Source organism: Cupriavidus pinatubonensis (assembly GCF_019602855.1).
In the GTDB taxonomy this organism is placed as follows: Bacteria; Pseudomonadota; Gammaproteobacteria; order Burkholderiales; family Burkholderiaceae; genus Cupriavidus; species Cupriavidus pinatubonensis.
The window spans coordinates 1,332,531-1,356,777 of record NZ_CP080766.1; the positions used below are offsets into that span (position 1 = coordinate 1,332,531).

24 protein-coding genes are annotated in these 24,247 nt (G+C 65.0%); 7 read left to right on the plus strand and 17 right to left on the minus strand.

Features of this window, described 5'->3' with window-relative positions:
• Positions 1–58: 58 nt before the first annotated feature.
• Positions 59–1,096 (plus strand): LysR family transcriptional regulator, encoded by a 1,038-nt coding sequence (locus K2O51_RS06090; RefSeq protein ID WP_220630631.1) that lies wholly within the window; start codon positions 59–61, stop codon positions 1,094–1,096.
• Between the two features lie 30 nt (positions 1,097–1,126).
• Here K2O51_RS06090 and K2O51_RS06095 read toward each other — a convergent pair whose 3' ends face one another.
• The 6 genes from K2O51_RS06095 to K2O51_RS06120 all read right to left on the minus strand — a co-directional run bounded on the left by K2O51_RS06095 (position 1,127) and on the right by K2O51_RS06120 (position 7,210).
• The gene (locus K2O51_RS06095) at positions 1,127–2,212 is read right to left on the minus strand and encodes a porin (protein ID WP_220630632.1); all 1,086 of its coding nucleotides are present in this window, start codon (positions 2,210–2,212) and stop codon (positions 1,127–1,129) included.
• A 311-nt stretch (positions 2,213–2,523) separates the two neighbouring features.
• Positions 2,524–3,009, minus strand: coding sequence for a RidA family protein (locus K2O51_RS06100; protein WP_245001848.1), 486 nt, complete (start codon positions 3,007–3,009; stop codon positions 2,524–2,526).
• 40 nt (positions 3,010–3,049) lie between these two features.
• Entirely contained in the window at positions 3,050–4,405 is a 1,356-nt protein-coding gene (locus K2O51_RS06105; protein ID WP_011301616.1) for an amidohydrolase family protein, read from the minus strand.
• A gap of 55 nt (positions 4,406–4,460) precedes the next feature.
• Positions 4,461–5,435 carry a Bug family tripartite tricarboxylate transporter substrate binding protein gene (locus tag K2O51_RS06110; RefSeq protein WP_011301615.1) on the minus strand — a complete coding sequence of 325 codons (975 nt, stop codon included), beginning with the start codon at positions 5,433–5,435 and terminating at the stop codon, positions 4,461–4,463.
• 23 nt (positions 5,436–5,458) lie between these two features.
• A complete protein-coding gene (locus K2O51_RS06115) occupies positions 5,459–6,550 on the minus strand; it encodes an amidohydrolase family protein (protein WP_011301614.1) in 1,092 nt (363 codons plus the stop codon).
• A 30-nt stretch (positions 6,551–6,580) separates the two neighbouring features.
• Entirely contained in the window at positions 6,581–7,210 is a 630-nt protein-coding gene (locus K2O51_RS06120; protein ID WP_235679851.1) for a nuclear transport factor 2 family protein, read from the minus strand.
• Positions 7,211–7,508: 298 nt separating this feature from the next.
• Here K2O51_RS06120 and K2O51_RS06125 point away from each other — a divergent pair, with 298 nt between their 5' ends.
• Positions 7,509–8,411, plus strand: a complete 903-nt coding sequence (locus tag K2O51_RS06125) for a LysR family transcriptional regulator (protein WP_011301612.1) — start codon at positions 7,509–7,511, stop codon at positions 8,409–8,411.
• 28 nt (positions 8,412–8,439) lie between these two features.
• Here the strand turns inward: K2O51_RS06125 and K2O51_RS06130 are convergent, their stop codons facing one another.
• From K2O51_RS06130 to K2O51_RS06155, 6 genes are read right to left on the minus strand one after another with little or no spacing between them, the layout of a single operon-like run.
• Positions 8,440–9,453 (minus strand): amidohydrolase family protein, encoded by a 1,014-nt coding sequence (locus K2O51_RS06130; RefSeq protein ID WP_220630634.1) that lies wholly within the window; start codon positions 9,451–9,453, stop codon positions 8,440–8,442.
• Positions 9,450–10,019, minus strand: a complete 570-nt coding sequence (gene nbaC, locus K2O51_RS06135; RefSeq protein WP_011301610.1) for a 3-hydroxyanthranilate 3,4-dioxygenase — start codon at positions 10,017–10,019, stop codon at positions 9,450–9,452. Before nbaC ends, K2O51_RS06130 begins: the two co-directional genes overlap by 4 nt.
• A 1-nt stretch (position 10,020) precedes the next feature.
• A complete protein-coding gene (locus K2O51_RS06140; RefSeq protein WP_220630635.1) occupies positions 10,021–10,452 on the minus strand; it encodes a RidA family protein in 432 nt (143 codons plus the stop codon).
• A 50-nt stretch (positions 10,453–10,502) separates the two neighbouring features.
• Positions 10,503–11,303 carry a 2-keto-4-pentenoate hydratase gene (locus tag K2O51_RS06145; protein ID WP_011301608.1) on the minus strand — a complete coding sequence of 267 codons (801 nt, stop codon included), beginning with the start codon at positions 11,301–11,303 and terminating at the stop codon, positions 10,503–10,505.
• A 1-nt stretch (position 11,304) separates the two neighbouring features.
• On the minus strand, positions 11,305–12,129 hold the full coding sequence (locus K2O51_RS06150) for a 2-keto-4-pentenoate hydratase (RefSeq protein WP_220630636.1): 825 nt from the start codon (positions 12,127–12,129) through the stop codon (positions 11,305–11,307).
• A gap of 6 nt (positions 12,130–12,135) precedes the next feature.
• Positions 12,136–13,599, minus strand: a complete 1,464-nt coding sequence (locus K2O51_RS06155; RefSeq protein WP_220630637.1) for a 2-hydroxymuconic semialdehyde dehydrogenase — start codon at positions 13,597–13,599, stop codon at positions 12,136–12,138.
• A 145-nt stretch (positions 13,600–13,744) separates the two neighbouring features.
• Between K2O51_RS06155 and K2O51_RS06160 the strand changes: the two genes are divergently transcribed.
• Entirely contained in the window at positions 13,745–14,692 is a 948-nt protein-coding gene (locus K2O51_RS06160; RefSeq protein ID WP_011301605.1) for a LysR substrate-binding domain-containing protein, read from the plus strand.
• 7 nt (positions 14,693–14,699) lie between these two features.
• Here K2O51_RS06160 and K2O51_RS06165 read toward each other — a convergent pair whose 3' ends face one another.
• Positions 14,700–15,014: a hypothetical protein gene (locus tag K2O51_RS06165; protein WP_224006639.1), complete on the minus strand. Its 315-nt coding sequence runs from the start codon at positions 15,012–15,014 to the stop codon at positions 14,700–14,702.
• 404 nt (positions 15,015–15,418) lie between these two features.
• On the opposite strand from K2O51_RS06165, the gene K2O51_RS06170 reads away from it, so the two are divergent.
• From K2O51_RS06170 to K2O51_RS06180, 3 genes are all read left to right on the plus strand, one after another.
• On the plus strand, positions 15,419–16,732 hold the full coding sequence (locus K2O51_RS06170) for an MFS family transporter (protein WP_011301603.1): 1,314 nt from the start codon (positions 15,419–15,421) through the stop codon (positions 16,730–16,732).
• 126 nt (positions 16,733–16,858) lie between these two features.
• The gene (locus K2O51_RS06175) at positions 16,859–17,797 is read left to right on the plus strand and encodes a LysR family transcriptional regulator (RefSeq protein WP_011301602.1); all 939 of its coding nucleotides are present in this window, start codon (positions 16,859–16,861) and stop codon (positions 17,795–17,797) included.
• 89 nt (positions 17,798–17,886) lie between these two features.
• Positions 17,887–18,360 (plus strand): aminoacyl-tRNA deacylase, encoded by a 474-nt coding sequence (locus tag K2O51_RS06180; RefSeq protein ID WP_011301601.1) that lies wholly within the window; start codon positions 17,887–17,889, stop codon positions 18,358–18,360.
• 49 nt (positions 18,361–18,409) lie between these two features.
• Here the strand turns inward: K2O51_RS06180 and csgH are convergent, their stop codons facing one another.
• From csgH to K2O51_RS06195, 3 genes are read right to left on the minus strand one after another with little or no spacing between them, the layout of a single operon-like run.
• Positions 18,410–18,721, minus strand: a complete 312-nt coding sequence (gene csgH, locus K2O51_RS06185) for a curli-like amyloid fiber formation chaperone CsgH (RefSeq protein WP_011301600.1) — start codon at positions 18,719–18,721, stop codon at positions 18,410–18,412.
• 13 nt (positions 18,722–18,734) lie between these two features.
• Positions 18,735–19,535, minus strand: a complete 801-nt coding sequence (eutC, locus tag K2O51_RS06190; RefSeq protein WP_011301599.1) for an ethanolamine ammonia-lyase subunit EutC — start codon at positions 19,533–19,535, stop codon at positions 18,735–18,737.
• An 8-nt stretch (positions 19,536–19,543) separates the two neighbouring features.
• A complete protein-coding gene (locus K2O51_RS06195; protein ID WP_220630638.1) occupies positions 19,544–20,926 on the minus strand; it encodes an ethanolamine ammonia-lyase subunit EutB in 1,383 nt (460 codons plus the stop codon).
• A 412-nt stretch (positions 20,927–21,338) separates the two neighbouring features.
• Between K2O51_RS06195 and K2O51_RS06200 the strand changes: the two genes are divergently transcribed.
• Positions 21,339–23,351 carry an alkaline phosphatase D family protein gene (locus K2O51_RS06200; protein WP_220630639.1) on the plus strand — a complete coding sequence of 671 codons (2,013 nt, stop codon included), beginning with the start codon at positions 21,339–21,341 and terminating at the stop codon, positions 23,349–23,351.
• A gap of 26 nt (positions 23,352–23,377) precedes the next feature.
• On the opposite strand, the gene K2O51_RS06205 is transcribed toward K2O51_RS06200, so the two are convergent.
• Complete coding sequence (locus K2O51_RS06205; RefSeq protein ID WP_011301596.1) at positions 23,378–24,094, minus strand: TetR/AcrR family transcriptional regulator; 717 nt, start codon at positions 24,092–24,094, stop codon at positions 23,378–23,380.
• Positions 24,095–24,247: the final 153 nt, after the last annotated feature.

The window sequence follows — 24,247 nt, forward strand, 5'->3', positions numbered from 1 at the left end:
GCGAATTAAAATCTCGTCATATTGAGCAAATGGTTAACTTACCGAACGGGCCCATGCCATGGCATTCACCCCCACCGCTGACACGCTGGAATCCGCCAGCTTTCCACTGAGCCGCCTCAAGCTGCGGCACCTGCGCATCATCGTCGCGCTCGGCGAGATGCAGACCGCAGCGTCGGTGGCGGCGCGCTTTCATGTGAGTCCGGCGGCCGTGTCGAAAACCCTCGCCGAAATCGAGGACATCGTCGGCATGCCGCTGTTCGTGCGCGGACGCCGCGGGTTGGAGCTAACCGAAGCAGGGCGCGAACTCGCGACGCACGGTCAGGTGTTGCTCACGCAGCTGGGCCGGCTCGCGGACTCCATGCAGGCGGTACGCGCCGGGAACCAGGGCGAACTGCGGGTCGCGTTCCGGACCATGTCGGTGCAGCCGTTCCTGGCGCAGGCGATGAGCGATTTCTACCGCGACAACCCACGCGTCGAGATAAGCGTGATCGAAGGCGGTATTGGCGAACTGACCGAGCAGTTGCTGCAAGGCTCGCTGGACCTGCTGTTCGCTTATGACGATCCACGGCTGTCGCGGCCCGCGCTGCGCAGCACGCCCGTAGTGCCGGCGCAGAAGGTCGTGATCGTCGCCAGCCCGGACCACCCCTTGCTGGCGCGCCGCAAGTTCACGGCGCAGGCGTTGTCCGAACAGCAGTGGTGCATTCCGGCTGCAGGTTCGCGCATGCTGCATCTGCTGCATACGGCCTTCCATGCGCTCGGTGCGCCGGCGCCATCGCAAGGCATCCGCACGAGCGACGTCGCCGCGACCGCCAGCCTGATGCAGACCGGGCACTACCTGTCGGTGTTCCCGGAGCGCATTGCCGCGCAGCTCGCCTCGGCCAAGGTGGCGCGCGTGCTGCGCTTCGAACTCGACAGCCGTGTCGAACCGGTGGTCGCGGTATGGAACGGCCAGATCACGCCACGTACCGCCGCACACCGCTTTCGCGATTTCGTGCTGCAGCGAGCCACGCAGGACGTCTTGGGCGACGCGGAGCCACTGCTCGCGGCCCGCGCGGTGGCAGCGGCTGGCCTGGCACCGCGCCGCACCCACGGCTAAGCGGGCTGCCCGCCGCGAACGTCGCGACGATCAGAAGATATGCTTGATGCCCAGCATTGCGCCCGCCTGCGAAGCACCGGGCGGCGGAGTTGCCGCGCCATCGACCGCCACGGCCGACTGGCCGCTGTTGTCGACGTAGCCGACGGTGCCATACACCGATGTGCGCTTCGAGAAGGCATAGGTACCACGTAATGCGTACAGCATGGCCTTGTTGGCGCTGTGGTGGAAGCGCAGAGAATAGACCTGCCCGGCGACGTTAAAGGCCGGCGTGATGTCGTAGGAACCCCCGACGTACCACAGATCGCTGCGCGGCGTGGCGCTGCCTTCATTGTCGCGACGGATGACACCGGCGCCGACCTTGGCGCGGTTGGCAAGAATGGCATAGCCCGTGACCGTCGCGCGCCGGTCGGTCAGGCCGCTGTTTGTCAGCCCGCCGAACGCACCCGGGCCGCCGCGGTTTTCATCGTACGCTGCGGCCACGCCCCACCAGTCGGTCTGGTACTGCAGCAAGGCCGACCACTCACGGCATGCGCGCTTGTCAGCAGCGTTCTCGCCCGCGCAATTGGTCCCGGCGGGGCTGGGTCCAGCGCTGACGGTGTCGCGGCCAAAGCTGTACGTCGCACCGACGGTCAGGCCACCGAACGTGCCCTTGTACGAGACCGCATTGTCAGCGCGGCCGAACGTCATGTAGTTGTCCAGGCTTGCGGAGCCGAAGATGTTCGGGCCCAGGATGTCGGAATCGAGATAGGACCAGAACAGCATGGTGTTCTGGCGCCCGAACGCGATCTGGCCCCAGCGGCCTGACAGGCCGACGAAGGCCTGTCGGCCAAACAGGCGGCCGCCCATCGACGATGTTCCGCTGTCGGGAAAGAAGCCGGATTCCAGTACGAATACGCTCTTCAGGCCGCCGCCGAGGTCTTCGGTGCCGCGCAGGCCCCAGCGGGAGGGGACCATGCCTGTATTGCCCATCACGCGGAGGACATTGTCCTTGGCTGCGCCGATGTTGTTGACGTATTCGACGCCGGTGTCGACGACGCCGTACATGGTTACGGATTGTGCTGTTGCCAGCCCCGGCAGCAAAGCTGCGGCTGCGGCGATGCGCTTGATCGGTTTCATCGGGGTTTTGGCTCCTCCTGTCCTGCTCTTCATGTTTGCTCTTTCCCTGGTTGTTGCGGACGTTGCATGTCTTCTTTTATTGAATGACGTGCGATTTGTCTTTATCGCGTCCGTTTTGGGAATTTCGTTCAAACTGATAGCATTTATCAAGCGATTAAAATTAATTGATTTATGAGGATATTTGATTCAATTCTTTCGCCTGAATAAAAAACCGCAGTCAACTGAAATTTCAATTGACCGCGGAAACGGCATGAAGGTTTTTTGTTTGGATTTTGGCTTTGGCGCTTGGCAGACGCCAAGAACCACAACCCTCACTTAGCCAAGCACGTCCCCTTAACACACCTATCCCCTATCACCGCCACCGCCTGCACCTCAACCTGCATCCCCGGCACCGCCAGGTTAGAAACCGTAATCTGCGCGCTAGCCGGATAGTTCCCATCCGGGAACATCTCCTTGCGAACCTTCGAGAACGTAGCGCCATTGCGAGCATCCGTGAGATACGCCGTCATGCTGACCACGTCCTTGAGGCTGCCACCGGCGCGCCTAAGCGTCTGGTCAATCAACGCAAACACCGTCCGCGCCTGCGCCTCGAAGTCACCCTTGATGTCCTTGCCGTTGAGATCGGTGGTCGTCGTTTCCCCAGCCAGCCAGACGATGCGTCCCCCTTCGGTAACGACCGCAGGCGAGTAGGAACGGCCCTTGATGCGCTCGCTCTGCTCCATGTATTCGGCCGCCTGCGCGGTGCCAGCCAGTGCGCAGCACGCCAGCAGCGCTGCAGTGAACTTCGAAACCTTCATTGCTTGTCTCCCCTGTTTATATCTGAAGAAATGGATGCGCTCAGGCTGCACGCGCAAACCGACGCCGCAGCCCATGAATCGATGCCGCCGCATCGCTGACGATGGCGGATACATCGACATGCGTATGGCAGCCATTGCGCACAAGCACCCTGCCATCCACCAGCACCGTATCGACATTGGACGGCTGCGCCGAATACACCAGCGCATGCACAGGATCAATCACGGGCGCCACGTTGGCATCGGTCGTGCGCACCAGGATGATGTCGGCACGCTTGCCCGGCACCAGCGATCCGATACGCGCACCCAGACCCAGATCACGCGCACCATCGATCGTCGCGAGTTCGAGCAGGCGGCGCGGCGGCAGTGGCACCGTGCTGCCGAAGCGCTGCTTGTGCGACCACAGCAGCGCGCGCATGCAGCTGAAGTAGTCGGCATTCGCCGACGCGGCGGAACTGTCGACGGACAGGCTCTGCTGCACGCGGTGATCCATCAGCTCCTGGAACTGGATCTCGCCACGCGTGGCCTGAGCGTAGTGCATCTCGATCACTGGCGAGCACGAGAACGTCGTGCCGGAAGCGGCGAGCAATCTCGCCTCATCCGGCGATACACCCTGCGGATGAACCAGTTGGAGATCGCGTCCAAGCAGTCCCTCGTCGGCGAGCACCGAGACCACGCCGGGTCGCGCGTGCATGGTGATGGGTAGCCCGAGTGCGCGGATGGCGGCCATCTCCGCCTTGACCACGTCGATCGGCACAGCGCCGCGCGGATTCGAGACCGGCGTGCGCACGGCCGCGCCAAGCGTGAGCAGCGTGGAATCCGGCATGCCTTCACGCTGTACACGCGCCAGGTCTTCCAGGTCCATCATCTGATCCAGCGGCAACTCCTGCCCCCAGCCGTACGAGAAGCGGCCGCGTACACCCATCTCGTGCATCGCGCGCAGTTCCGCGTCCGCATGCTGCGGGCTCCGGGTGTTGTGCGACCAGTTGTTGACCGTGGTGATCCCCGAAGCAAGGCCTTCGGCCAATCCCAGCCGGATGGAGTGGTAGGAGTCCTCCGGCGAGAAGAACGGGCCGATCCGCAGCGTGGTCGGAAAGTATCCGTGCTCGGGATCATCGCCACGAACCAGCGCGCGCAGCGAGCTGTTCCACAGATGCCAGTGCGTATCGACCAGCCCCGGCATGACGATCATGCCGCGCGCGTCGATCTCCGCCATGCCGGGCTTGCCTAGCCCGACTCCGACCTCGACGATTTCCCCGTCGACGACATGCACGTCGGCCTCCGGCAGGTCGCCAAGCGTCGCGTCCATCGTGAGCACATGGCCCCCGCGTATCACGAATTCCGCTTCGCCTGGCGACGGCTGCTTGGTCGCGTTCGCACTGCTCGCATTCTTGAACATCGGCATCTCCCACTCTCTTTTTCTGGGTTGTTCTTGTTTGAGACTTTCCAGGCCTTTATTCGGCCTTGGCCCCGGTGAGCCGGATCAGTTTTTCCTTCTGGCTACGGTCAGCCTGGATGAACTTCGCAAATGCGTCCGGTGTGGAGAACACCGGATCAAACCCACGCGACCGCACGTAGCGCTCGATGAATGCCGGGTCCGCCGCCACAGCGGCGACGTCACGCGCAATTTTCTGCACGACAGGTGTCGGCGTACCACCCGTCACGAACAGGCCGAACCACGACTCATGCGGATCGATGTCTGCAAAGCCCGCTTCGGCCAGCGTCGGCACCTGGGGCATGCCCGGCAGCCGCTCGCGGCGCGCGATGGCCAGTGCCTTGAGCTTGCCTGCACGCAGATAGCCTTCCGCCGCCGGCACACCGGCCAGCGTGAGCTGGACTTCGCCGGTTAGCACGGCGGTAACCGCCGGCGTAATGCCCTTGTATGGAATCTGCGTCATCTTCACGCCACGGCGCGCGTTGATGCCCTCGAACAGCAGGTGTGGCAGGCTGCCCGAACCATAGGTGGCATAGCTGAGCGAATCGGGCCGCGCCTTCGCCAGCGCCACAAGTTCCTTCATGTCGGAGGCCGGCACCGATGGATTGGCGACAACCATCTGCGGCAAGCTCACCAGCTCCGAGATCGGTACCAGTTCGCGCGCCGGATCGTAGGGCAGCTTGTCGAACAGGTAAGGGTTGCTGGTGACGGTAGCTTCGCTTGTCAGTAACAGCGTATGGCCATCCGGCAGCGCCTTCGTCACCGCGACCGTGCCGATGATCGTCGACGCGCCCGGCTTGTTCTCGACGATGACGGGCTTGCCCCATTTCTGCTGCAGGCGCTCGGCCAGCACACGGGCCATGCCGTCGATGCCGCCGCCGGGCGCGTACGGCACGACGATGCGCACGTTCTGCATCGGGAACGACTGTGCCGCCGCAACCAGCGGCAATACCCACAACGCGGCCGCTACCCACTTGATGCTCTTGAATTGCATTGCTGGCTCTCCGCCCTTCTCTTTCAGTTCGTACGCGCGGCCGCAGCCAGTTGTTCGCGCAATTGCGGCATCACCCGGAAGGCGTTGTCGCGATAGACCGCCTGCAGGACCTGCGGCGACAGCCCTGATGCTTCCAGGCCCGTGGCGATCTTGGCCGGCTCGACCCATGGATAGTCGGAGCCGAACACGATCTGGCTCGGCGGCACGACCATCTTCAGGATGCCCATATGGATCGCGTCCGCCGCCGCAGCTGTGTCGTAGTAGAAGCGCCGGAACTGGTACAGGCGCGAGTCGGCCGGCGCTTCGCGCGCCAGCGATGCCGCGGTTTCGCCGACCAGGAAACGCTGCGCCCAGATGCTGCCGCCGCCGTGCGACCAGATGTATTTGATATCCGGCGTCGCCTTCGCCGTGCCACCCTGAACCAGGCTCACCATGGCGCGGGCGAGGTCGGATCCCAACTCCACGAAGGTCGGCAGGATGCCCGGCTGGAATTCCCACGCGCAGCAGCCCGGCGCCGTGGCGTGGATATAGACCACGGCCTTGCGGCGGTTCAGTTCTTCCCAGACCGGCCAGAACGACTTGTCGCCGAGCCACTTGTCGCCATAGCTCGACAGCAGGCCCACGCCATCCGCCTTGAGCGTGTCGAACGCGTATTCGATCTCCTTCAGCGTGGCATCGATATCCGGCAGCGGCAGCACGGCAAACTGGCCATAGCGGCCCTTGTGGTCCGACTTCATCGTCGCCGCGAAGTCGTTCATGTCACGCGCCGCACGCCGCGATTCTTCGACGTTGCCAAACCAGACGCCCGGTTGCGTGACCGACAGGAAGGCCTTCTCGACATTGCCGCGATCCATTGCTTCCAGGTCCCTGGCGATCGTCCAGCTCTTGAACTGGTCGAAGCCGAGTACGGGCTGGACCTTGTGCTTGGACTCCACCAGCCTGACCCACGCCGGCGAAAAGTAGTGGTGGTGGAAATCGATACGCCCGCCGCCGGGGCCGATGGCGTGAGCCCTGGCCAGACCGGTCGGCATCAGCGCAGCGCCTGCCAGCGCTCCCAGTGAGCCCAGAAAATGGCGCCGCGACTGGCAGCCGTCGTGATCACAGTGTGTATGCAAGATGCGGGTCTCCGTTGCGAGATGCGAGGCTTACTTCTCGCCGAACAGCGCGTAAGACGGATCGGCCTTGCCCAGGCGCGGCGCGACTTCATAGCGCTTTTTCACGTCGTCGGCGGACACATAGCTGATGCGGCGGTAGTCCGAGACTGTCTGGCGGCTGTCGAGCGCCCATTTGCCGTTGCGGCGCGACCACGTGTCGAGGTAGCGCGAATGCATCCAGCGTTCCTCGTACTGGTCGTCATGGCCCTCGCGCTTCACGAGCAGCGTGGCCGTGCCGGTCGATTCGCTCACGGCTTTGTCACCCTTCACCTCGACCAGGATGTTGCTGATGCGGTGGTTGTTGCCAAGCATCTCGGTGTGCGCCTTGATCAGCCAGTCCACATAGGCCGACCACGACGGGAATGTGCGCTTGCCGAACTGCATGCGCGCTTCCGGATGCGCGATCGACAGCAGCATGTCGCGGTCCAGCCGGTCGAGTGCGCGCGGGTACTTGTAGAGGAGTTCCGTAATCGCCTGTTTGCTGAGCAGTTCGTCGAGTTGCGCTGCCTGTGTCGCTTGCGCCGTCTGCGCATGCACGACAGTGCTCACTCCGCATGCCGCGAAACACGCCGCCGAGGCGAGCACGACGCCGAGCAGCTTGCGGCTAAGGGTACGTTGCATCTTGACAGTCTCCATGGGTTTCAGGGTCCGGCGCATCGCAGCGCGTGCCGGGCTCCGTGTTGTTGTGGCGTGTATTTCAGCGAATTCGAGTCCATTCAGCAAGCGATTAAATTTAATGGTTTAATAAGAAATACTTGTTCAAGATCGTCAGACCAGGTTTCAAGCGGGACCGCGGCACGGCGCATGTATGCAGGGCCTTTCACGCGATGTTGCGAACCGGTGACACGCCGGCCGCAAGCTGCGGCACATCCGCTATGCTCCGGAACCAGTCAATCCGGCAGATTCATAAGAACCGCATATGAACGTGACCCTGCGGCAGTTGCGCGCCTTTGTCGAAGTCGCTCGCAGTGGCGGCTTTACCGCGGCCGCGCCCAAGCTTCACCTGACCCAGTCGGCCACGAGCCTGCAGATACGCGAACTGGAATCCCAGCTCGGGCTGCAGCTGATCGACCGCTCTACGCGGCGGTTCGCCCTGACCGATGCCGGCAGCGAATTCCTGATCAGTGCCATGCGCATCGTCGGGGATGTCGAGCAGTCGGTGGCCGATACGCGCGAGCTCGTCCACAAGCGGCGCGGGCGCATCACCGTGGCCACTACGCCGCTGCTGGCGTCGACGCTGCTGCCGGAGAGCATTGCGCACTTCCTCGACGCCTATCCGGCGATCACTGTGCGCATCGCCGACCTGCCGGCCGAGCAGATCGGCCGGCGCGTGCTGAGCGGCGATGTGGATTTCGGCTTTGGCGTGTTTCCGGAAGAGGACCCGCAGTTCGACCGCATTCCGCTGCTGCGGCATCCGCTCGGCGTGATGGTGCCGAGCAGCTGGCCGCTGGCTACGCGCAAGCGCGATCTGGTGTGGTCGGACCTGGAAGGCCAACCGCTGATTGCCATGTCGCACGCGACCGGTATGCGCACCCTGATCGACCAGCAACTGCACCAGGCCGGCGTGCAGGTCAATCCGCGTTTCGAAGTCGCGTATCTTGGAACGGCCGTAGGCCTGGCCGAGGCAGGCCTTGGCGTGACGGTAGTGCCCGCCTATGTCGGCAAGCTGATGGGATCGGACCGCGTGCGCTTCCGGCCGCTGCACAAGCCCGTGGTGCACCGGCAGATCGAACTGATCGTGCGCGCGGGGCGCTCGCTGTCACCGAGCGCCGCGGCGTTCCGCGATTGTTTGGCGGCGCGCTGCAAGATGCTGAACGGCTGATGCCGGCTTGTTGACCGACCGGCCGAGGTCAGACAGCGTTGCTCTCCGCGTCGAGCCTGAAGAACCGGCTCGCGTTGTCCGCGAGAATCTTCCGCTTCTGCGCCCCGTCCAGGAACGACACACCGCGCACGAGCCCGCCGACTTCCTGCTCGCCGAGCGGAAACGGATAGTCGGAGCCGAGCATCACGCGCTCGACGCCCATCACGTCGACGAGCAGCCGCAGCGCGCCTTCGTCGAAGACGATGCTGTCCACATGCAAGCGGTGCGCGTATTCGGATGGCAGGCGGGGGCAATCCTTGCGCACGATGTCGCGATGCTTCCACGCGTTGTCGGCGCGGCCCAACAGGAAGGCGAAACTGCCGCCGCCATGCGCAAAGCAGATGCGCAGCGACTCCGGGATGCGTTCAAGTGCGCCTGACAGGATCAGCGACATCATGCCGAGCTGCGTCTCCGCCGCCATGCTGACCAGCCACGGCAGCATCCATTGCTTCATGCGCTTGCCGCCACCCATCATGTCCCACGGATGCACCAGCACGGGAATGTCGTTCTCCGCACAGTACGTCAGGAAGTCGACAAGGTCTGGATGATCGAGGTCCTTGTCCCCGACATGGTTGCCGATCTGCACACCAACACAACCGTTGGCCACGGCGCGCGAAGCCTCGGCGCACGCAAGGCGCGTGTCCTGCAGCGGCACTTGCGCAAGCGCCTTGAGCCGGTCAGGGTGCCCCGCGCAGAACGCGAGCGCCTTGTCGTTCATCTGCGCGGCCCAGTCGGCGGCCTTCGCTGCGTCCCAGCCATAGCCGAACATCACCGGCGTTGCGCAGACGAGCTGCGTGGCAATGCCCTGTGTGTCGAGTTCGGCGATGCGGAAATCGGCATCCCACAGCGCGCGGTACACGGGCCGGAACGGCTGGTCGGCCAGCATGATCTGCCCGGTTTCGCCGGACGGATCCACGGCGAGCCATGGTGCGCGCTCCGCATCGACGGCCTGTGCTTCCTGGCGGCTGATGAGCGGGAGAAAGTGCGAATGGATGTCGATCATGAAGAGTGCCTGGCGAGCGTGCGGTGCCAAGCCTGGAAATCGCGGCCGGGGTGGATTTCGCCGCAGCCCGGGCAACGGCGGGCATCCTCGGAGCTGGCGTAGAACTTCTCGTACAGCGGCGGCAGGTCGGCCACGATGCTCTGCAGCGTCACTTCATGGCGCTGCACGATAGTGCCGCAGCTGGCACAGCTCCACTGGAACGCATCGTTCTGGCCCTGCGGCCGTTTGCGTTCGACCACCAGGCAGCGGCTGTCCGCCTCGGGGCGCTGCGGCGAATGCAGCGTGTGCGGCGGCAGCAGGAGCATGTCGCCCTCGCGCAGGTCGACACGCTCGTAGCGGCCGTCTTCCCACAGCAGCAGGTAGGCGTTGCCCTTGAACTGGTAGAACAGCTCTTCGATCGGGTCGTCGTGGAAGTCGCTGCGTTCGTTGGGGCCGCCGACCACGGTGACCATCATGTCGCTGTCCTGCCAGATCTGCTGGTTGCCAACCGGCGGCTTCAGCTTGTCGGCGTGGTCGTCGAGCCAGCGCTTGAAGTTCAGCGGCCGGCCGTATTTCAGGTCGAACATATCATGCCTCCTTTCTGGCCAGCGGCTTGTACGCCGTGCCCTTGATCTCGATAAGCAGGTGCGGATGCGGAAGCTGGTGCACCGCTACTGTCGTCCGTGTAGGCCCGCCGTAGTCGAAATACTCGGCCCAAACTTCATTGAAGCCGCCGAAGTCATTCATGTTGACGAGGAACACCTGCGTCTCGACCAGATCGGCCAGGGTCGCGCCGGCGTTCACCAGGATGTCGCGGATATTCTCGATCACCGCGCGCGTCTGCACGCGGATGTCGAGTTGGGTCACGCCCATCTCGTCGGCTTGCGCGCCGGCAAAGCTGTTGTCCGGCAGGCGCGAGCTTGTGCCCGAGATGAACAGGAAATCGCCCGCGCGCTTGCAGTGCGGGAAACGGCCCCGTGGCTTTGCCTTGCCCTGCACCAGATGCGCCTCTGTCGGCATGGTTGGTCTCCTGGTAGCTGTTGAATGCGTTGTCGATGCGGATACGGCAGTCAGTCTGGCATGCCCGCACGCGTAGTGAACGACACGCTGCCCAGCGTGTTGACGCCGCTGCCGATATGGCAACTCACATGCAGCCCCGCGCGCAACGCCTCGGCCGCGGTGGCCGCGCCGGCCATGATCAGCGAGCCCGCCGGCAGGCTGACCTGCGCCGCGTGCAGCAGGCGTGATGCCTGCACGACGGTGCGCAGCGGATGGCCGAGAATCGCGCCTGTCGAGCCGACCTGCACATCACGGCCATCGAACTGCATGCGTACGCCTAGGTTCGCAAGCCCCGCAAAGTCGCGCGACCACGCACCCACCACGAGTCCGGCCGACGAACAATTGTCGGCCACGACATCTTCCAGGCTGAAGCGGAAATCGCGGTAGCGCGAATCGATGATCTCCATCGCCGGCGCGACCGCTTCGAGATAGTCCGCCGCTTCCAGCGCCGTCAGCGGCGCGTCGATGGTCCGGCGCGTCACGAAGCAGACTTCGGGCTCCACGCGCGGATGGATATAGCGCCCAAGGTGCACCGTACCGCCATCTTCCTCGAGCATCGCGTCGGTAAGGAAGCCCCAGATCAGGCTGTCGACGCCCATCTGCACCATCTTCGCGCGGCTGGTGAAACCAAGCTTGATGCCCTTGACCTGTTCGCCGCGTGTGACGCGGTGCTGGATCGACGCGCGCTGGATGGCATACGCCGTCGGCAAATCGAAATGGCCGGCTTCGAACTGCGGCATCGGCTGCGCCTGCATGGCGGCGTTGTCGAGCGCGAGCGCCGCGTCGACGATCGTCTGGCTCATGTCGGTCATCTCAGGCATCTCCTTGCTGGCTATCGGCGCGGAACGCGGCGGTCACGGCACCGAGGCCTTCCATACGTGCGGTGAAAACATTGCCCGGCTGCACAGTCGCCATCGGGCCGAGTGCCCCCGTCAGGATCACGTCGCCGGCCTTGAGCGGCGCACCGACGCGGCTCATGGTGTTGGCAAGCCACACTGCCGCATTGAGCGGATTGCCCAGGCAAGCGGCGCCGGCGCCGACCGACACCGGATCCCCATTGAGCTCCATGCTCATGCCGCAGTTGGCCAGGTCCAGCGCGCCGAGCAATACCGGCCGCGTGCCCAGCACGAACAGGCCCGACGATGCGTTGTCGGCAATGGTGTCGGTCAGACGGATATCCCACCCGGCCACGCGGCTGCCGACGATTTCGATGGCCGGCAGCGCAAAGGCCGTGGCTCGGATCACGTCCGCTACGGTATTCACCTCATCTTGCAGATCGCGTTCGAGCACCAGCGCGACTTCGGCCTCGACCTTTGGCTGCAGGACATCGGCGCAGTCGATGTCTTCGCCGTCCTGTCGCGCCATATCGGCGAACAGCATGCCGAAGTCCGGCTGGTCCACGCCAAGCTGGCGCTGCACCGACTTCGCGGTCAGCCCGATCTTTCGGCCGACCAGACGGCGGCCGGCGCGCAGCGCGCGCTCGGTGTTGTACTGCTGGATCGCATAGGCCTGCGCGATCGGGTCCGCGCCACCGGCGCTGGCGTGTGCAATGGCATCGCGCACGGGCAGGCACGGCTGGCGGCGTTCCGCAGCGAACCAGAGTTGGTCCGCGGCCTCGATAAGTTCAGGGTTCAGCATGCGGGCTCACGGGTTGACGCAGATGGTGGTGGTGGACGAATAGAAGTCCAGCGAATGGCGCCCGCCTTCGCGCCCGATGCCCGACAGACGGGTACCGCCGAAAGGCGTGCGCAGGTCGCGCAGGAACCACGTGTTGACCCAGACGATGCCCACGTCGAACTGGCGCGTCACGCGATGCGCGCGGCCCAGGTCGCGCGTCCAGACCGAAGCGGCCAGGCCATAGCGCGAATCGTTGACGCGGGCCACCACCTCGTCGTCGCTATCGAACGGCGCGATATGGCAGACCGGGCCGAATACTTCTTCCTGCACGCAGCGTGCCGAATCGGGCAAACCCGTCCAGATTGTCGGCTGGACATAGGCACCGTTGTCGCGCGCGTCGCCGAACTGCGGCACGCCGCCGCCGGCGACAACCGTCGCGCCTTCCTCGCGTGCCAGCGCGAAATAGGACAGCACCTTGTCGCGATGGCCGTGCGAGATCAGCGAACCCATCTCCACGCCGTCTTCATCGGGATAGCCGATCCGCATGGCCTCGGCGCGAGCCTTCATCGCCGCGACGAAGCGCTCGAAAATCGGGCGCTCGACATACACGCGCTCCGAGCACAGGCAGACCTGCCCGGTGTTGGTGAAGCTCGAACGCGTGACGCCGGCCACGGCCTGGTCGAAATCGCAGTCGGCGAATACCACGGCGGCGTTTTTGCCACCGAGCTCGAACGACACTTCCTTCACGCCGTCGGCCACGGCCTTCATGATGGTGCTGCCCGTGCGCGACTCGCCTGGGAAGGTGATCGCGTCGATATCCGGATGGCGCGACAGGAATTCGCCCGCCGAGCCTCCGCCAAAGCCATGCACGAGATTGAAGACGCCCGGCGGCACGCCCGCTTCGTGCATGACTTCCGCGAGCAGTGTCGCGCTGCCCGGCGTTTCTTCGGACGGCTTGATCACCACCGCGTTGCCGCAGGCCAGCGCTGGCGCAACCTTCCAGGTCATCAGCAGCATCGGCAGGTTCCACGGCGAGATGATCGCGACCACGCCGTGCGGCTTGCGTACCGTATAGCTGAAGACGTCGCCGTCAGCGGCGCGCATTTCGAAGCACTCGCCACCCGCCTGGCCAGCCAGTTCGGCGAAGGTGCGGAAATTCTGCACGCCGCGGCGGATATCGAGCGTGCGTGCCTGGTGTTCGGGGCGGCCGGTGTCGGCCACTTCTGCCGCCACGAATGCGTCGAAGCGCTTTTCGATGCCGTCGGCGACCGCCTGCAACACCCTGGCGCGCTCGGCCGGGGTCGTCCTGCCCCACGGGCCGGCCAGGGCGGCGCGCGCGGCGCGCACGGCACGGTCGACGAGGTCGGCGTCGGCCTCGCACACGGTGCCGATCACAGCGCCGTTGACCGGCGAGATATTGGGAAAGCCTTTGGCGGACTCGACGAAGCGCCCGTCAACGTAGTTCCGATACAGGGTCGGGGATGGCGACAAGACTGTCTCCTCGCAAATATTTGCAGGCAGTGTATCGACGCCATCTATTCCTGAAAAATGAAACTTTCGGCTCCTGATATTCCAGTCTAGAATACCGGCCACGCCCGCATTGCGCCGAACCCAGCAGCGCGCCTCGCCCTTGCCCATGTCCCTGAATCCCACCTCGCTTGGCCGGAAATTGCGCTTCGCGCAGATCCTCGTGTTCGAACAGGTGCTGCGCAGCGGCTCGATCCTGCGCGCAGCGCAGGCGCTCAACATGACGCAGCCGGCGGTCACGAAGGTGATCCACGAACTGGAAAGCCACCTCGGCGCGCCACTGCTGATCCGCGGCAACCGCGGCGTGACCACGACCGAGTTCGGCGAGCTCGTCGCGCGGCGCGCCAAGACCCTGCTGGCCGAGCTGCGCCACCTGACTGACGAGATCAGCGCGTTCCGCGAAGGCACGTCGGGCCAGGTGCTGATCGGCACGCTGATCTCGGCGTCGGCGGTGCTGCTGCCACGCGCCATCCAATTGCTGAAGGAACAGGCACCGGCGGTGTCGGTGACCTTGCGCGTCGGCCAGATGGACCAGCTGCTGCCCGCGCTGGCGGTCGGCGACCTCGACGTGGTTGTCGGGCGCATTCCGGAAGATGTGTCGTGGCGGGCCACCGCACCCGGGCTTGAAGCCGAAATCCTGCACCGGGAGCCGCTGTGCGTGGTCGGCGGCGTGCATCATCCGATGGCATCGCGCGCGTCGACCACCCTGCAGGCGCTGAGCGACTATCCGTGGATCCTGCCCACGCGCGACTCGTCGCTGCGGCAGACGGCCGAACGCCTGTTCTACGACACGGGCCTGGCGCTGCCCGCGAACGTCGTGGAGTCGCTGTCGGTCATGACCAACGTCGCGCTGATGTTCGACCAGAAGACCCTTGGGCTGATGCCGCGCTCGGCCGCGCGGCAATTCGTCGATACCGGCAGCCTGGCGATGATCCCGCTGGAGCATGCGCCGTCATTCGGCGATGTCGGCTTCTTCGCGGTACCGGGCACGCTGGCCGTGCGTGCGGTCGAACTGTTCAAGGATTGCCTGCGGGCGGCCGCACGCGAAGTCGGCTAGCACCCCGTCATTCGCACCGCTCGCGCGCCAGCGACTCCCGCGTAAAGCCATGCCGCACGCGCAGCTGGTGCTCGACCGCGTCGGCCTGGTCGAGGCAGGCGAACATCAGGTCGTCCTTCACACGCTGCGGCACGCCCTTTAGCCTCGGCGCCTCATACGAAATCCGCCGCGCTCGGCAGCGCAGGAACAGCAGGGTTTCGGTGGTGGCGGCGGCGAGCTGTTCCTGGTCGATGCGCTTGCATTCGACCAGATCCTGCGCCCGAGACGGCTCGGCTGCGACGAGCAGCAACAGACACATCCAGTAGCGCAGAGGACGGGACATCGGTATGTGAGTGGGGGACGCTTCGGGACTCATCATTGTCCACCGGCACGCGCGTTGCAAGCCGGCCGGCGCCTCTGCTCACAGGCGTCCCACAAGACAGTGTGTCCACAGCGCGGAACAATCCGCCGCCAGCCCAGTCGCCACGTAACAAATGTTGCATCGCAACAGGAAGCGCCACGCGGCCGGGGTGTGCAGGCAGCCCCGGTTCGCGGTAGGCTGTAAAACACCGACGCGCCGCAGCGTGCGCGGATTCACGCCAGTCAGTACGGGCAACATGCCCGCCCTTCTCCAGCCGCCCCGCCCCATCCCGGAACCCGGCGGCGTTCCAACCGGCGCGAGCCGCCCTGCGGCCAAGCTGACGCTGGCCAGCCGCCGGGCATCGCCCCTGACTGCAACACACAACAATGACCGATCTCACAGCCAACTCCAACCAGGCCACCGCGCCATCGGCTGAAGAGGTGCGCAAGCGCGTCTTCGCCATCGTTGCCGCCTCTTCCGGCAATCTCGTCGAATGGTTCGACTTCTATGTCTACGCGTTCTGCGCCATCTACTTCGCGCCGTCGTTCTTTCCCAAGGCCGATCCGACAGCCCAGCTGCTGAACACAGCCGGCGTGTTCGCCGCAGGCTTCCTGATGCGGCCGATCGGCGGCTGGCTGTTCGGCACCATCGCCGACCGCCACGGCCGCAAGAACTCGATGCTGATCTCCGTGCTGATGATGTGCTTCGGCTCGCTGCTGATCGCCAGCCTGCCGACGTACAGCAGCATCGGCAACTGGGCGCCGGCACTGCTGCTGCTGGCACGTCTGATCCAGGGCCTGTCGGTCGGAGGCGAATACGGCACCACCGCCACCTACATGAGCGAAGTGGCGCTGCGCGGTCGACGCGGCTTCTTCTCGTCGTTCCAGTACGTCACGCTGATCGGCGGCCAGTTGCTGGCTGTGCTGGTCGTGGTGATCCTGCAGCAGCTGCTTGATGAAGCCGAGCTCAAGGCCTGGGGCTGGCGCATTCCGTTCGTGGTCGGCGCCATTACCGCCGTCGTGGCGCTCTTCCTGCGCCGCACACTGCACGAGACCTCGTCCGCGGCAACGCGCGGCAGCAAGGAAGCCGGCAGCGTCGCGGAGATCTTCCGCAACCACAAGGCCGCGTTCTTCACCGTGCTCGGCTATACCGCCGGCGGCTCGCTGATTTTCTACACCTTCACCACGTACATGCAGAAGTACCTGGTCAACACCGCGGGCATGTCGATCAAGACCGCCAGCTATGTGATGACGGGATGCCTGTTCCTGTACATGTGCATACAGCCCGTGTTCGGCGCGTTGTCGGACCGCATCGGCCGGCGCAACAACATGCTGCTGTTCGGCGCGCTGGGCGCACTCGCCACGGTGCCGATCCTGACCGCGCTGCGCACGGTAAGCAGCCCCGAACTGGCGTTCGTGCTGATTGCCGTGGCGCTCGCCATCGTCAGCTTCTATACGTCGATCAGCGGCATCGTGAAGGCGGAGATGTTCCCGGCCGAAGTGCGCGCGCTCGGCGTCGGGCTGGCGTATGCCATCGCCAACGCGGCGTTCGGCGGCACGGCCGAATACGTGGCGCTCGGGCTCAAGACCATGGGCCACGAATCCGCGTTCTACTGGTATGTCACCGTGATGATGGTGATCGCGTTCCTGGTCAGCCTGCGCCTGCCGCGCCAGGCGAAGTACCTGCGTCACGAGCACTGAGCCGGCTTTGCGCGCCATGCCGGCGGCCCGGCGAGGGGGTGCTGGCGGCGGCGCGTGGCAATATACGGGGGCGGACGCTGCCGGCGGCAGCCCGCGCCCTGAACCGCCTGCCCCTTTTGCTCACCCATGGATCTCAACGCCCTGCGCCTGTTCGTCGACATCGTCGATGCCGGCAACCTCAGCGCCGCCGCGCGCAAGCTCAAGATGACGCGGGCCAACGTCAGCTATCACCTGAAGGCGCTCGAGGAAGAACTTGGCGTGCAACTGCTGCGCCGGACCACGCGCCACGTGGAGCCCACGCCCGTGGGTGCCGGGCTGTATGAACACGGGCGCAACATCCTCGGCGAGGTGGCAGCGGCCAACGCGCTGATCAGCAATATGGGCAAGAGCCTGCAGGGCCATGTGCGGCTGTCCGTGCCGACAGGCCTCGGCCACACCATGCTGTCGCCGCTGCTGGTGCAGTTCAAGCAGCGCTATCCCGACATCCTGCTCGACGTGGTGTTCGACAACCGCGTGCACAACCTCGTGTCCGAAGACGTCGACGTCGCGCTGCGCATCATCTCTACGCCGCCCGACTCGGTGGTCGCCACCGAGATCGGCGAAGTCGACTGGGTTGTGTGCGCCGCACCGGCCTATCTTGCGGCACACCCGGCGCCCACCGTACTCGCGGAACTGGACGGGCATGCCGTAGTGTGCGCATCTCCGGTGGGCCAGAAGCTCAAGGTGTCGGGCTTGCCGCCGCATGGCGTCGGCGCACGCGAACAGATCGTGCTGGAACCCACGCTTAGCTCCGACAATTTCGGGTTCTTGAAGGAGGCCGTGCTCGCGGGGCTGGGCATCGGCATCTTCCCGATCTACGCGATCGGCACGGAACTCGCCAACGGCACGCTGGCATCGCTGCTGGATGGCTACCACGTCAGCGTGTTCGGCAGCCGGCTCTATATGCTGACCATGCCCAACCGTTACCAGACGCTCGCCACGCGCTGCCTGCTGACCTTCCTGAAGACCGAACTGCAGGCCGTGTGGCCGCGGCTGCACGGCACGCCGGCCCAGCGCCAGTCCTGACACCACCGTCTATAGTAGGAACACAAGGAAAACCCTTGATCCCGGCCGGTGCCCGGGGGGTGCCGGCCCCTGCATCCAGAGGAGCAACCATGGCCCTGGCAAGCACGCTGGCAACCTGCCTGAACAGCAAGAATACGCAGTACGACATCATCCATCACCCGTACACCCTCAGCAGCATGGCCACTGCCGAGGCTGCGCACATTCCTGGAGACCGCCTGGCCAAGACCCTGTTGCTCGAAGACGAGATGGGCTACGTTGCCGCCGTGATCCCGTCGAACCATCACCTGCACATGGCCGCGTTGTGCGAACAGACCGGCCGCAAGCTCGTGCTCGCGCATGAGGATGAAATCCGCGAGGTCTTCAAGGACTGCGACCTCGGCGCGATTCCGCCGGTGGCCATGGCCTATGGCATGCAGACCTATGTTGACGACAGCCTGATGAAGCACCCCGATGTCTATTTTGAAGCGGGCGATCACCAGGAACTGGTGCACATGAGCATGGACCAGTTTTCGAGCCTGATGTCGGATGCCGAGCAGGGGCATTTCTCGCGGCGCATGATGTAGCCGCCATTACCATCGCAACGCGCAACGGCCGGCCTTGAGCCGGCCGTGGTCATTTGGCGCTGCAGTCCAGCGTGTACTGGCCGACTACGGCATTGCCCTCCCGCAACGTCAGCCCGACCTCGCACTTGCCACCTCGGACCGGCGTTACCGTCATGGTTGACACCTGGCTCGGCTGGTTTTGCCCGACGTGCACCATGCCACTCTGCGCGACCGCCGACGAGCTGCCCTGCCCGCTATTGCGCAGCCGGATGTCGTACTGCAGGTCTGTCTCCCGGGCCGCGCTGACATAGGCGACGATCGTCGTCATGCCATTGCCGGCGTGGGATTCGAGCCAGGCCTGCAGGTTGATGTCGGCTTGCATGGTGGTCTCCGCGTCATGTCTCGATGGCGTTGCCTGGTCCGGCTGCCTCGTCCGGCAGGACATGCGCACTGTCGTCCTTGAGTGCGACGCCCGAACAACCCAGTGCCGCAGCGCCACGCAACAGGAAGACGAGCCGGTTGGCCGCCCGCTCGTACGCCAGCCCTTCGGGCCGGATGTTGGAAATGCAGTTGCGCTCGGCATCGGTGCGGCCGATGCGCGGCGCATAGGTCAGGTAGAGGCCGAGGCTGTCCGGCGAACTGAGTCCCGGCCGTTCGCCGATCAGCATCACGACTTGCCGCGCGCCGAGCAACTCGCCAGCTTCATCGCCAAGCGCGACGCGAGATTGTTCCGCGATCACCACTGGCGCCACGGTCCAGTCATGCGGCAGCCGGTCGCGCACGGCGCGCAGCACGGGCACGCCGTGGCGCTGTGCGGCCAGCGCGGACAGGCCATCCGCGATCACGAACACCACATCAGGTGGCGAGTCCGCCCGCGCTGCGGACAGCCGGTCGCGGCTGGCGTCATCGAGCCTTCGGCCCAGGTCCGGACGTCGCAGGTAGTGCGCACGGTCGGGTGCGGCGCTGCGCACGGACAACGTGGCGAACCCCGCGTTGCTCAACGCGGATTCGACGGCAGCGCGATCCAATGGCAAGTGGACGGCATCGCGCGCCTGCGCATGGGCCAGTCCGAAGGCGAGTACGGTGTCGGTCGTCTGGCTGTGTCCTGCACGGCCCAATGCAATGCGTGCGCGCGTGAACTGGCGCAACTGTTGCCAGGGATTCTGCTGCGTGACGGTCGCTGGTGGCTTGGTCATGGCGGGGCTTACAGCGTGTGCGCCAGTTCGAGCAGCGGCTGCCGCTCAGCCGGTTCCAGCAAGCGGCCGCTGCCATCGGCGATGCCCATGCGCTGCAGCCACGCCTCGAATTCGGGTGCCGGGCGCAGCCCCAGCACTTCGCGCAGGTACAGCGCGTCATGGAACGACGTGCTCTGGTAGTTCAGCATGATATCGTCGGCGCCGGGCACGCCCATAATGAAGTTGATGCCCGCCACGCCGAACAGCGTCAGCAGCGTGTCCATGTCGTCCTGGTCGGCCTCGGCGTGGTTGGTGTAGCAGACATCGCAACCCATCGGCACGCCAAGCAGCTTGCCGCAGAAATGGTCTTCGAGCCCGGCGCGGATGATCTGCTTGCCGTCATACAGGTACTCGGGGCCGATGAAGCCGACCACGGTATTGACGAGCAGCGGCGAGAATCGCCGCGCCACCGCATACGCGCGTGCCTCCATGGTCTGCTGGTCCACGCCGTGGTGCGCGTTGGCCGACAGCGCGCTGCCCTGCCCGGTCTCGAAATACATCACGTTATCGCCAACGGTGCCGCGCGCGAGCGCCTGCGCGGCGTCGTGCGCTTCGGCCAGCAGCGACAGGCTGATGCCGAACGCCGCATTGGCGCGCTCGCTGCCCGCCACCGACTGGAACACGAGATCCACGGGCGCGCCCTGCTCCATCGCGCGCAGCGTGTGAGTGACGTGCGTGAGCACGCACGACTGCGTGGGAATGTCGTAGCGGCAGCGCAGGTCGTCGATCATGCGCAGCAGCGACACGATCGCACCGAGGTTGTCCGACGCCGGATTGACACCGATGGTCGCATCGCCGCAGCCATACATCAGTCCGTCGATGATCGACGCGGCGATGCCCTTTGGATCATCCGTGGGATGGTTCGGCTGCAGCCGCACCGAGAGACGGCCCGGCAGGCCCACGGTGCTGCGAAAGCGCGTGACCACGTGGCATTTGCGCGCGACGGCGATGAGGTCCTGGTTGCGCATGAGCTTGCTGACTGCGGCAGCCATCTCGGGCGTGATGCCGCGCGCTACAGTTGCAAGCGTGGTGCTGTCGGTCTCGTGCAGCAGCAACCAGTTGCGGAAATCCCCAACTGTCAGCGATGCGATCTCGGCAAACGCGACAGCATCGTGACTATCCACGATCAGGCGGGTGACCTCATCGTCCTCATAGGGCACGAGCGCTTCAGACAGGAACTGCGTCAGCGGCACCGCGGCGAGCGCCATGCGCGCCGCCATGCGCTCTTCCTCGCTGGCGGCGGCGATACCGGCAAGATAGTCGCCCGAACGTGCGGGGCTGGCCTTGGCCAGCAGCGTGCGCAGGTCGGCAAAGACATGACGGTGCTGTCCGACGGTGTGGGTGAATGCCATGAGTGGGGGCTCCGGGGCAAACCACGCGATGGCATGCCGCATGCGCCATCGGGACCGGGCGATATTGCGCCGGTATCGTAACTATAGACCTTCAGGTTACAAGGCTTGCGCAACGACGCCATCCCGCGCAGTTCCCCCGCTCGAGTAATTCTCCCTGTGAAGTCTTTGGAGACCCGCCGTGTTGCGGAAGGCATCACGAAAACCGGCCATGTCCGGAATGACCCGATACCGCACACCGCTGCTCGCTGCTCGCTGCCCATGTACTACGCAAACGCGCTCATCCGCGCCGCGCCGCCGTCCGGCGTCATCTTTCTCCTATAGCGATGTCGGCAATGCACCGACAGCGACCGCGTTTCCCGGCACCTAGTATCCAGATGCCACCGCTTGCGGGACCACAACAAGGAGAAGCACCATGGACCGTCGCCAGTTCCTCAAGTGGGGGAGTTTCATGACTGTCTCGGTGGCAACCGGCGGGCTCGCCGGATGCGGTGGAGGTGGAGATTCCGATGGGGGGCCTACCGATACCGGCAACCCCGAGAACTTCAATTTCCTGCATGGCGTCGCCTCGGGCGATCCGAAGCCCGACAGCGTCATCGTATGGACGCGCGTCGAGGGCAGCAACGGGCAACGCCCCGTGGAAGTGCGGCTGCAGGTATCGACCCAACAGGACTTCGGCACGCTGCTGGTCAACCAGCGCCTGTCCGCATTGCCCGACTGGGACTACACGCTGCGCAACAAGGTGACGGGCCTTGCCGCAGCGACGCAGTACTACTACCGCTTCCTGCTCGGCGATCGGCCCAGCATGACCGGCCGGACACGCACCGCCGCCGCGGCCGGTACGCCGCTGTCGCAACTGCGCTTTGCCTTTGTCTCGTGCCAGAACTGGAACGTCAACCACTGGGCCGGCATGGAAGAGCTTGCCAACCAGGACCTGGAGTTCATTGTCCATGTCGGCGACTACATCTATGAAGCTGTACCGGGCGGCTCGCGCAATGGCAACGTGGAAGACCGGCACGGGGTACTGCAGCTTCCCAATGGCACTGGACTGCCGGACGGTTCCGTCTACGCGACCACGCTGGCCGATTACCGCTACCTGTACCGGAGCTACCGCAGCGACACGCGCCTGCAGGCGCTGCATGCCGCCTTCCCGATGATCGCGATCTGGGACGACCACGAGTTTTCCGACAACTGCTGGCAAGACCGCCAGACCTACAGCCCCAACGACGACATGACACCGCGCACGGCGCGGCGGCGCAGCGCCAATCAGGCGTGGTTCGAATTCCTCCCGGCTGATGTCACGATCGACCTCAACAATCCGTCGTTCCAGAACATACAGATCTACCGCTCCTTCACGTTCGGCAACCTCGCCACGCTGCTGATGACCGACGAGCGGCTGTACCGGGCCGACCACATCATTCCGGAGTCGTCGACTGGCGGCAACGTGGGCAGCAGACAGTTCGTTCCGGCCGGCAGACTTGCCTCAGCCGAAGCCGACAAGATGGCAGCCGCTGGCAATGCACTGACGCCGGTGTCCATGCTCGGTGACACGCAGCGCGCGTGGTGGCAGGACCGCGTGGGCGGCGCCAATACCACGTGGAAGCTGTGGGGCAACGAGCTTGCGATGCTGCGCATGCAAATCGACATGCCACAGGCGCTGGCCGACCTCATCTCCAGAGCGCTTGCGCAGGTCAACGGCGTACTCGCCCCGATCGTCGCCGACATGACGACCGCTCTCGCGAGCGACCTGCGCGGCGCGAGCGCGGCGGGGACTTACGTGGGACTCACCTACACCGCACTGCGCAACGTGGTGTCACGCGTCGGGATCAGCAGCGCGACCTTCGACGCGAATATCAAGCCGTTCATCGACAGCCGCCTGCCCCCGATCTGGCTGCTCGACCGCATCATCCTCAACGCGGACCAGTGGGACGGCTACAATGCCGAGCGCAAGAACCTGATGGCGTTCCTGAAGACCCACGGCATCAAGAACGTGGTGACACTGAGCGGCGATATCCATGCCTTCTTTGCGGGCCAGGTCATGGATGACTACGACGCCGCCACGCCGGCTCCTGTGATGGTGGACCTCGTGACGGCCGGGCTGTCGAGCAATTCGCTCCTTAGCGGACTGCGCCAAAGAATCGAGAACGACCAGACGTTCACCGCGGTGCGCGATCTCATCTTCAGCAACGTCGGCGGCACGCTGGTGAACACGCTGGATACCACGCTGCGCACGTTCAATCCCTGGCTGCGCCATGCCGAAACCAACGTCGAAGGCTATGCCCTGGTGACGCTGACACCCGACAAGCTCAGTTGCGCGTTCCACGTGATGAAGGAACTCCAGGGCACCACGGCACCGGCGCAGCCAGCCACGGCGAGCGTGAAGGTCTTTGAAGTGTCGTCAGGCGCCGTCGACGTTACCGCCGTGTAGAGCAGCTTCGGCGCGACCGCATTCATTCAGGCGTCAGTGCTGCCGCCGCGCCCGGCTGCCGGCGCTTCCAGGCTGCGCTCCAGCAGCGTCAGATCATCCCGTAGCATCTGCAGGATCGCAGCGGGCCCCGGCTTCTCCAAGGCGCGGCTGGCCGGCAGCTCCACCGAGCGCAGCGCCATGTCCGCGATCTGGCCCGCTACCTCGTCCATCGATACCTGTCCGGCAGGGTTGAACCACCACGCGGTCCAGTTGCACATGCCGATGATCGAGAATGCGGCGACCTTGGCGTCCACCACGCGAAAGGTGCCATGGTCGATGCCGAATTCGATTGCCTGCCGGAACTGTTCCAGCACCGCGCGGCGTGACTGCTCGGCCATCTTGCGCTGCTTGAGCGGCAGGTTGTTCTCGTTGCGCTCGACCACGCGGAACTGCAGCGGGTGCGACAGGATCAGCGTGGCGTGGCGCAGCACCAGGTGGCGCAGGATGCCGTCCGGCGTGCGCATGGCCTCGGGGATGGCCTCGGTGGCCAGCTGTGCCGCAGTGCGCGTGACCGCCGTGGTCAGCTCTTCGAGGATCGCTTCCTTGCTCTTGAAGTAGTAGTACAGCGCCGGACGGCTCAGTCCTACCGCGTCCGCGATGTCGTTGAGCCCGGTGCCATCGAAGCCGCGCTCGATAAAGAGGCGCGTTGCGACCTCCAGGATCGAGTCCCGCAGCGCGTCGCTCTTGGTCTGTGTCTTTGCCATGGACTGCCATTCAGTTTTTCGACGCAGGCGTCGACAAGCCACCACGATAAACAAAATGGCGGTAACACGCCACCCCGCGAGCCTGCCCGCCAGTCTCGGTGCACCTGTCTAGTGAATCAAGCGCCGCCCAGCAGGCCATTTCGACGCCTTCGC

What these genes read in the sequence shown, in the direction of transcription:
- K2O51_RS06175 (WP_011301602.1), top strand. Translation starts at nt 16,859, where the DNA reads ATGGATCTCAACGCCCTGCGCCTGTTCGTCGACATCGTCGATGCCGGC.
- K2O51_RS06110 (WP_011301615.1), bottom strand. Translation starts at nt 5,435, where the DNA reads ATGCAATTCAAGAGCATCAAGTGGGTAGCGGCCGCGTTGTGGGTATTG.
- csgH (WP_011301600.1), bottom strand. Translation starts at nt 18,721, where the DNA reads ATGCAAGCCGACATCAACCTGCAGGCCTGGCTCGAATCCCACGCCGGC.
- K2O51_RS06150 (WP_220630636.1), bottom strand. Translation starts at nt 12,129, where the DNA reads ATGCTGAACCCTGAACTTATCGAGGCCGCGGACCAACTCTGGTTCGCT.
- K2O51_RS06180 (WP_011301601.1), top strand. Translation starts at nt 17,887, where the DNA reads ATGGCCCTGGCAAGCACGCTGGCAACCTGCCTGAACAGCAAGAATACG.
- K2O51_RS06160 (WP_011301605.1), top strand. Translation starts at nt 13,745, where the DNA reads ATGTCCCTGAATCCCACCTCGCTTGGCCGGAAATTGCGCTTCGCGCAG.
- K2O51_RS06120 (WP_235679851.1), bottom strand. Translation starts at nt 7,210, where the DNA reads ATGCAACGTACCCTTAGCCGCAAGCTGCTCGGCGTCGTGCTCGCCTCG.
- K2O51_RS06200 (WP_220630639.1), top strand. Translation starts at nt 21,339, where the DNA reads ATGGACCGTCGCCAGTTCCTCAAGTGGGGGAGTTTCATGACTGTCTCG.
- K2O51_RS06195 (WP_220630638.1), bottom strand. Translation starts at nt 20,926, where the DNA reads ATGGCATTCACCCACACCGTCGGACAGCACCGTCATGTCTTTGCCGAC.
- K2O51_RS06145 (WP_011301608.1), bottom strand. Translation starts at nt 11,303, where the DNA reads ATGACCGACATGAGCCAGACGATCGTCGACGCGGCGCTCGCGCTCGAC.
- K2O51_RS06130 (WP_220630634.1), bottom strand. Translation starts at nt 9,453, where the DNA reads ATGATCGACATCCATTCGCACTTTCTCCCGCTCATCAGCCGCCAGGAA.
- eutC (WP_011301599.1), bottom strand. Translation starts at nt 19,535, where the DNA reads ATGACCAAGCCACCAGCGACCGTCACGCAGCAGAATCCCTGGCAACAG.
- K2O51_RS06095 (WP_220630632.1), bottom strand. Translation starts at nt 2,212, where the DNA reads ATGAAACCGATCAAGCGCATCGCCGCAGCCGCAGCTTTGCTGCCGGGG.
- K2O51_RS06165 (WP_224006639.1), bottom strand. Translation starts at nt 15,014, where the DNA reads ATGTCCCGTCCTCTGCGCTACTGGATGTGTCTGTTGCTGCTCGTCGCA.
- K2O51_RS06125 (WP_011301612.1), top strand. Translation starts at nt 7,509, where the DNA reads ATGAACGTGACCCTGCGGCAGTTGCGCGCCTTTGTCGAAGTCGCTCGC.
- K2O51_RS06105 (WP_011301616.1), bottom strand. Translation starts at nt 4,405, where the DNA reads ATGTTCAAGAATGCGAGCAGTGCGAACGCGACCAAGCAGCCGTCGCCA.
- K2O51_RS06170 (WP_011301603.1), top strand. Translation starts at nt 15,419, where the DNA reads ATGACCGATCTCACAGCCAACTCCAACCAGGCCACCGCGCCATCGGCT.
- K2O51_RS06100 (WP_245001848.1), bottom strand. Translation starts at nt 3,009, where the DNA reads ATGAAGGTTTCGAAGTTCACTGCAGCGCTGCTGGCGTGCTGCGCACTG.
- K2O51_RS06140 (WP_220630635.1), bottom strand. Translation starts at nt 10,452, where the DNA reads ATGCCGACAGAGGCGCATCTGGTGCAGGGCAAGGCAAAGCCACGGGGC.
- nbaC (WP_011301610.1), bottom strand. Translation starts at nt 10,019, where the DNA reads ATGTTCGACCTGAAATACGGCCGGCCGCTGAACTTCAAGCGCTGGCTC.
- K2O51_RS06090 (WP_220630631.1), top strand. Translation starts at nt 59, where the DNA reads ATGGCATTCACCCCCACCGCTGACACGCTGGAATCCGCCAGCTTTCCA.
- K2O51_RS06205 (WP_011301596.1), bottom strand. Translation starts at nt 24,094, where the DNA reads ATGGCAAAGACACAGACCAAGAGCGACGCGCTGCGGGACTCGATCCTG.